The sequence below is a fragment of the Sphingobacterium sp. UBA6320 genome, assembly GCF_002440335.1.
Taxonomy (GTDB): Bacteria; Bacteroidota; Bacteroidia; order Sphingobacteriales; family Sphingobacteriaceae; genus Sphingobacterium.
In genome coordinates this window covers 245,184-252,232 of record NZ_DJTA01000002.1, presented here as the reverse complement: position 1 = coordinate 252,232, position 7,049 = coordinate 245,184, and the positions used below count along the sequence as shown (strand labels likewise).

The window sequence follows — 7,049 nt, the reverse complement described above, 5'->3', positions numbered from 1 at the left end:
CCAATATTTTGGGGGCAGTCCAAATAGGGACAGCCTTTTTTAGATCTCATCACAAATATGAAATTATTTAGTTTTTGTGCAGTTTTAATGATTCAATTGTGTATAATTCCGTTGTGTGCACAGGAAAAGGTGCCATTTGATTTGGCAGCTTCACAAACCATGAAGCGGATTTATCAGTTTTTTGGAAATTCGGATAATCGGTTGTTATTGGAGAAATATCCTTTTGATGAAAATTTTAAAGCTGATTATTTAAACAATAATGAACAAGCGGCGCAGCAGAAAAAATATGCTTATCTATGGCCTTTTTCGGGTAGTTTTTCGGCAGTGAATGCGTTGATGGAGTTGCCAAAGCAAAAAAAAGAATATCAAAAAATTCTGGATAAAAAGGTGTTGATAGGTCTTCATGTCTATCGTGATGAAAAACGTCTACCAGTAGGTTATGCTTCTTATTTGAACACAGCAGCTGCCTCTGATCGTTTTTATGATGATAATATTTGGTTGGGTATTGATTTCACTGATAGTTATTTGTATACTAAAAAGGATGTATATCTTACAAAAGCTAAGGAGATATGGACTTTTGTAAAAAGTGGTGAAGATAGCCTGCTAGGAGGAGGAATCTATTGGTGCGAGCAAAAAAAGGAATCAAAAAATACCTGTTCCAATGCTCCTGCTAGTGTATTTGCACTAAAACTCTTTGAAGCAACAAAAGATAGTGTATATTTTCTAGAAGGAAAACGGCTTTACCATTGGACAAAAGAAAACCTGGAAGACCCTACTGATAGACTTTATTGGGATAATATGCGCTTAAATGGTCATTTGGATAAAGCAAAATATTCGTATAATTCAGGTCAAATGTTGCAAGCTGCCGCTTTATTATATCGATTGACCAAAGAGAAGCACTATTTGATTCATGCTCAAAAAATAGCTGAAGCCTGTTATTCTTATTTTTTTCAAGATGTCACAGGACAAGACTTTAAGCTGCTGAAAAATAGTAACCTTTGGTTTCATGCTGTGATGATGCGGGGTTTCATTAGTTTATATGAACAAGACCAAAATCCGAAATATATCAATGTATTCGCTAAAAATCTGAACTATGCGTGGCGGTATATGCGCGATGAAAAGGGATTGTTCTATGCCGATTGGACGCTTAAGAATCGAAAAGAGAAAAAAGATTTACTTGATCAATGTGCATTTGTAGAAATGTATGCTCGATTGGCAAAGCTTAATTACTAGCAAAAGAGGCTGATTTTTTGTTGATCATATAAAAACCAGCCTCTTTTATCAATTACTATAATACATTCATCCTTGTTCCATCCCATCCGACAGCTTTGACCTGTGTCGTGCCTGCTGGAGTGTGTACAATGGTATTGGACGCATCGTTTGAACCAGCACCAACGAAGGCTACCTTTACCAATTTTTCGCCTGTGTATGTTTCAAATGCTACTGCATTTTTCCACGCATTATTTTGAATAATGATTTTACCTTCCTTTTTTTCAAAACCAGCTCCTGTGTTTCCACTTAGGGGTGATTTGTTTTTATAGATGTCAGCACTATTTGCGGTGATATAATGTAATACTGGTGTCGAGGGTTTAGAATATTTTGCAGCATACCGTTTTATTTCAGCAATATCTGAAGCGGTGATTGTCATTTGTGCGCAGGTATAATCATCTACCCACAGATCTATTGGTATGAGCATACCAGACTGTTCAAAGAAATCTGTGAGGTCTAATTTTGCTGCATCACATGCATTTTTGATGAATTCAATTTGATAGTATGCATCTTGCTTTTCTGGAGTTTCTGCAGCATTGATGGCTTTTGTATAGATATCGCCGTAGAAGTTTTTATGTTCCCAGACATTTCCTTTTCCTGCAACAGTAAAGTATAATTGTAATTGCCAAAGGGGAACTAATTTTACGAAGTGATCTCCGCCCCAATCACGTGGACGTTGACGATCCCATCGGTCTGGACCTGCCTGTGTTAACCAAGGTTGACGGTGTACAAATGCAGATTCCATATAAGAGGTGATTCGACCTCCAATTTTAGGTTCATCGTAATCTTTTAAGCGCTCTCTTTCTAATTTTGGACTATGACTATTGTAGACATATTGTGTCCATACCGAATAAATGTTGTTGGTTACTTCTGTTGTACCGACCCATTTCATATTTGGTCGTACTTGATTGACATGACCAAATTCATGGGCTACTCCCCAAGAATTTTTTCTAAGATTAGCGACGTTAGCGACATCTTTCATGGTATTATCGTGAAATGCAGCTCCGATACCATCGGCATGCATAAACCCTTGCCAGATCACACGACCAAATATCCTATTCTTAGGAACTCTTTTAGTTTGCGCTAATCCCATAATTTGGTGTTGAATACCGATAATAGAATCATATAGCTGGATCAGTTCTACGCCTTGGTGAGGTGCATTTTGCTGTAATGATTTGACCGAATATGCCAGTTGTACTTGTTTTCCAACAATGTCTAAAATTGGACCCGAGGCATTTGCCAGCATATCATCCCAATCTTTATTGGTATGCTTACCTCGTTCAAATACATCATTCACTTTCCCACCGAGTATGTGGATATTGATCTTTTTTGACGAAACTTTGTCTTCTGAAAAATATTGAATGTATGCATTTCCTTTATTTTCAATCTTGAAAGCATTATATCCTTCTTTGAGCTGGTAATCTTTTTGTTCAAAATTTTTATCATCCCAATTCGTTACACGAAGAGCAAGTGTTGCTCCATTGTTCTTTCCGACCCATACAATTGCTTCATCTCCTGCAGAGAAATAGATACCTGTTGGGTTTTCATATTGAGAGTATGGACTTGTTTTGAGCTGTTTGCTCAAGATGATGGGAGAGAGGTAGTTTGTATAGGCACGTAAACGTTTTTGAAGAGGATAGGATCCATCTTTTAATTGTCTTGCGGCTCTCTGCAAAGTTGGGTTGCTGATACGCGCAATATCTTCATCGTTGACATTCTTTTTTATTTGACTGTAATCGTTTTTTGCAAATAGGTGGCTATAGTCCTGCTGTGCATAGGATTGTATACTGATAGCAGATAATAATAAAAATGTAAATAATTTATTCATCTTAGTCGAATTGGTTTGTTGGTAACACCAAATATAGTTCAAAAGAGCTTCCTCTGTATTGCTTCGATTTCAGACAAACGTTTGTGTAATAGGGGTTTTACGTTTTATAGTTTTTGCTCTGTTTCTTCAATTATTGATAACGAGTGTGAAAGTTTGTATTTCAAGTTGATATGTTTGTCTTTTACTGTTTTGGAGTAAAACAAGATATTCGTTATTCCTTATGGCGATTTATCATATGAATATTGGATGTATTCATGAATCTGATTATTTAACTCTGCAAATCCATCAGATCATGGATTCGTTTAAAATAAAAATTCCCTTTACTTATTCAGTAAAGGGAATCTATATCGGATTAAATATATCCTTATACGTTTACTGTAGCATCCATTTTAAAATCATCATCTTTAAGATGTACGATTTCCATTGACTTTTCGTAGTTAGTTGATTTTTTAGAGAAGAAGTCATGTTGTGTTGTTTCGGTGTTTAAGCCGTTTAAAACAATTGGATTTACTTGTTTTACTTCAAAAATTGGATCAAATCCAAGATTCATTAATGCCTTATTTCCGTTGTAACGTACATACTCTTTTACTTCTGCTGTTAAACCAACTTCTGTATAGATTTCTTCTGTATATTTCATTTCGTTGTCATACAACTGGTTCAGCAAAGTAATAAATTTTTGTTTTACCTCTTCCTGATTTTTTATTTTTTTGAAGACTTCTTGTGCCATTAATCCAACAAAAACACCGTGGATAGACTCGTCAGCAATGATCTTTTTGATGATGTCTGCAGATGCCACCATTTGTCCTTGTCCACATAACCATAAAGGCAAGAAGAATCCTGAATAGAATAAAAATGACTCTAGAAGCACAGATGCAGCTAAGGTCATAAATAATTCTTCGTTTGTTGGATTTTCCTTATCTAATACGCGATAGTAAGAATCAATGGTAGAGGCTTTGAATTGCAAAAATTTATTTTGTTCTACCCAACCGAAAATATCATTGATTTCGTTTGTCGTAGATACTGTTGTAAAAATAGTTGAATACGATTTTGCGTGAATAGCCTCCATCATACACATATAGGATAATACAGCCTTATTTTGTAAAGACTCCGTGTGGTCAATGATTTTTGGCATACCTGTATGGCTTTGTAATGTATCTAACAAAGTCAATCCGCCCAATGCTTTTTTATAGCATTCTTTCATTTCCCAGCTTAATCCTTTCCAACTATCGATATCTTTTGAAGGGATATATTCGGTATCAATCCAGAATTGTCTAATATTTTGCTCCCAAAACATCAAGGCATAATCATTATCTGGCGTATTCCAGTTTACAGCAGTATATTGTTTACTCATTATTTTTACAGCGAGAATTATTGAATGTATCTATTAATAAAGCTATTCAAAAGTTGTATTAGATTTTGAATAGCTTATGGGTTTTATCTTTGAATGAAGAATTATGCAGAACAAGAAACACAATCTTCAATAGATGATTTACGTGTACGTGTATAATACAATGACTTAAGGCCTAATTTATGTGCATAAATATAATATCTAGATAGGTCACGTGTATTATCCTTCGAATTGGTGTGCAAAATTGTACTTACCCCTTGATCTATGTGACGTTGGATAACGGATACTAATTTAAGCACCTTGAATTGATCCATGTCGTATGCTGATTTGAAGTAGAAGTAATTATCATTTGTCAAATAAGGCATTGGATAATATGTTGTACTATCTCCATACTCACGAACTTCGATGATATCTACAATTGGCATTACTGATGCCGTTGCATTCATGATATAAGAGGTGGATTGGTTCGGTGCAATAGCCAATCGATAAGCGTGATATATACCATGCTCTTGAACTTCTGCTTTCAATTTTTCCCAATCTTCAATTGTTGGAATATGTACCCCTTCAAATAATTCTTTAACCTTATCTGTTTTTGGTAAATAATCGCGTTCTGTATACATGTTGAAATATGATCCATCTGCATAAGCTGATTTTTCAAATCCTACAAATGTTCTTTTGCGGTCACGTGCGATTTCCATAGATGCCTCCAAAGAGTAGAAGTTCATCATCATAAAAAATGCGTTGGCAAAATCTAATGCTTCTTCCGATTCGTACATGATAAAGCTTTTCGCTAAGTAACCATGTAGGTTCATCGCACCAAGCCCGACTGAGTGAAGTTCTTTGTTTGCTTTAGCGATGGATGGAACCATTTTGATATCGGTAACATCAGATACCATTGTCAATGCACGCATCGCCAATTTAACAGATTCTTTCACGCGTTTATTGTCCATTACGGTTGCAATATTCAATGAACCTAAGTTACAGGAGATACCGTATTTGATTTGATCTTCTTCTCCATAAATATTGATTTCTGAAACTTCTGATACCTGCATGATTTCGGTACATAAGTTAGAGAATTTTACTTTACCAATACCATTCAATGCATGAACACGGTTGGTGTTTTCTTTATAGAAAATATATGGGTAACCTGACTCTTTTTGTGTTTGAGCCACTTTTACCAAAAGGTGACGTGCGTTTATTTTTTTCTTCTTGATATTTGGATTCGTGATCAGCTCTTCGTACATCTGGTCCATATCCATCTCATCCAATGGTATACCATATTCTAGCATCACAGTATGTGGATAGATTAAATAACAAGCTTCATCTTTTTCCGCTAATTCCATGAATTTATCAGGAATAATGATACCGATAGAAAGTGATTTTATACGCACTTTCTCATCAACGTTGATTTTTTTACAGTCTAGAAACTCTTCAACGTCGGCATGGAATATATTCAAATATACCGCACCAGCACCAGGGCGTTGACCCAATTGGTTGGCGTATGAAAACGTATCTTCCATGATTTTCATGATGGGAAGAACACCTCCAGCACGACCTTCCACTCCTTTGATAGCTTCACCTCGAGCACGAATTTTTGAAATATTGAATGAAACACCTCCTCCTATAGAAGATAGCTTCATTGCTGAATCAACAGCATAACCAATGCCATTCAAATTGTCTCCAATCTCATCTAAGAAACAAGATACCAATTCACCAGAACGTTTTTTACCTGCATTTAAGAATGTTGGTGTTGCTGGTTGATATTCTTGATTGATAAATAATTCGGCATAAGCAATCGCTTTTTCCACACCTTCTTGACGTGCTAAAAATAAAGCTACTGCTACTACGCGGTCTTCATAGCGTTCCAAAAATTTCTCCCCTGAGTCGTCTCTTAACGCATAGCTCTGGAAAAATTTAAATGCAGCCATAAAGGATGCAAAGCGGAATTTTTTTGCAAAAACAAAATTATAAACGGTTTCCATTTCTTCGTATGTAAACCATTCGTAGAAATTGATATAGTAATTTTGTTCAATTAAATAATCGATTTTTTCTTTTAGTGTATAAAAGAATACGGTATTCTTATTTACATACTCTAAAAAATAGGCACGAACTGCCTCTTTATCTTTATGTAAGCTAAACTCGTCCTCATGTTTGATCATGATTTCGTTGTTAAGCAATATCCAGTTTTTTGCTACCTCGTTTGCTACCATCGCAGTTGTTCTTTATGATGTCAATAAATTGGTTAATATCCTCCATTGTACCAGACAATTCAAATTTGAAAGCCAATGGGATGTCAAAATCCGCTGAAATTTTGTCAGCTGCTAATCCGAAGTTTTGCCCCCAATTGCGGTTACCACTCGAAGTGACCGAATAGATTTTTGAAGCATTTGCTTTCATAAAAACTGAGGTCGCTTCGGGTACTTGTCCGAAATTAGTTGTAAAAGTCACGAGATGCCCCGATTCTTCAGCAACAAGATCTGCGGTTATTTTATGTCCTTGCCAGCCTGTGATTTGCGTGACCTTATCCATAAAACGTTGTACATTTCCTGTTTTGCTATCGTAATAAATATGTATCATGGATTATAAAAATTTGATACCAGATTA

5 protein-coding genes are annotated in these 7,049 nt (G+C 35.7%); 1 reads left to right on the top strand and 4 read right to left on the bottom strand.

Translation table 11 applies throughout. The features are described 5' to 3' along the window. The first annotated feature begins 57 nt into the window (after nt 1–57). The gene (locus B3P23_RS01365; protein WP_293923921.1) at nt 58–1,233 is read left to right on the top strand and encodes a glycoside hydrolase family 76 protein; all 1,176 of its coding nucleotides are present in this window, start codon (nt 58–60) and stop codon (nt 1,231–1,233) included. A 55-nt stretch (nt 1,234–1,288) separates the two neighbouring features. Here the strand turns inward: B3P23_RS01365 and B3P23_RS01360 are convergent, their stop codons facing one another. The 4 genes from B3P23_RS01360 to nrdI all read right to left on the bottom strand — a co-directional run bounded on the left by B3P23_RS01360 (nt 1,289) and on the right by nrdI (nt 7,022). Further along, nucleotides 1,289–3,097, bottom strand: a complete 1,809-nt coding sequence (locus B3P23_RS01360) for a M60 family metallopeptidase (RefSeq protein ID WP_293923919.1) — start codon at nt 3,095–3,097, stop codon at nt 1,289–1,291. Between the two features lie 364 nt (nt 3,098–3,461). After that, nucleotides 3,462–4,448, bottom strand: a complete 987-nt coding sequence (nrdF, locus tag B3P23_RS01355) for a class 1b ribonucleoside-diphosphate reductase subunit beta (protein ID WP_248755567.1) — start codon at nt 4,446–4,448, stop codon at nt 3,462–3,464. 101 nt (nt 4,449–4,549) lie between these two features. Continuing rightward, nucleotides 4,550–6,655, bottom strand: coding sequence for a class 1b ribonucleoside-diphosphate reductase subunit alpha (gene nrdE, locus B3P23_RS01350; RefSeq protein WP_293923914.1), 2,106 nt, complete (start codon nt 6,653–6,655; stop codon nt 4,550–4,552). Further along, nucleotides 6,615–7,022, bottom strand: coding sequence for a class Ib ribonucleoside-diphosphate reductase assembly flavoprotein NrdI (nrdI, locus tag B3P23_RS01345; protein ID WP_052627489.1), 408 nt, complete (start codon nt 7,020–7,022; stop codon nt 6,615–6,617). The genes nrdE and nrdI overlap by 41 nt, the downstream gene beginning before the upstream one ends. Nucleotides 7,023–7,049 lie beyond the last annotated feature (27 nt).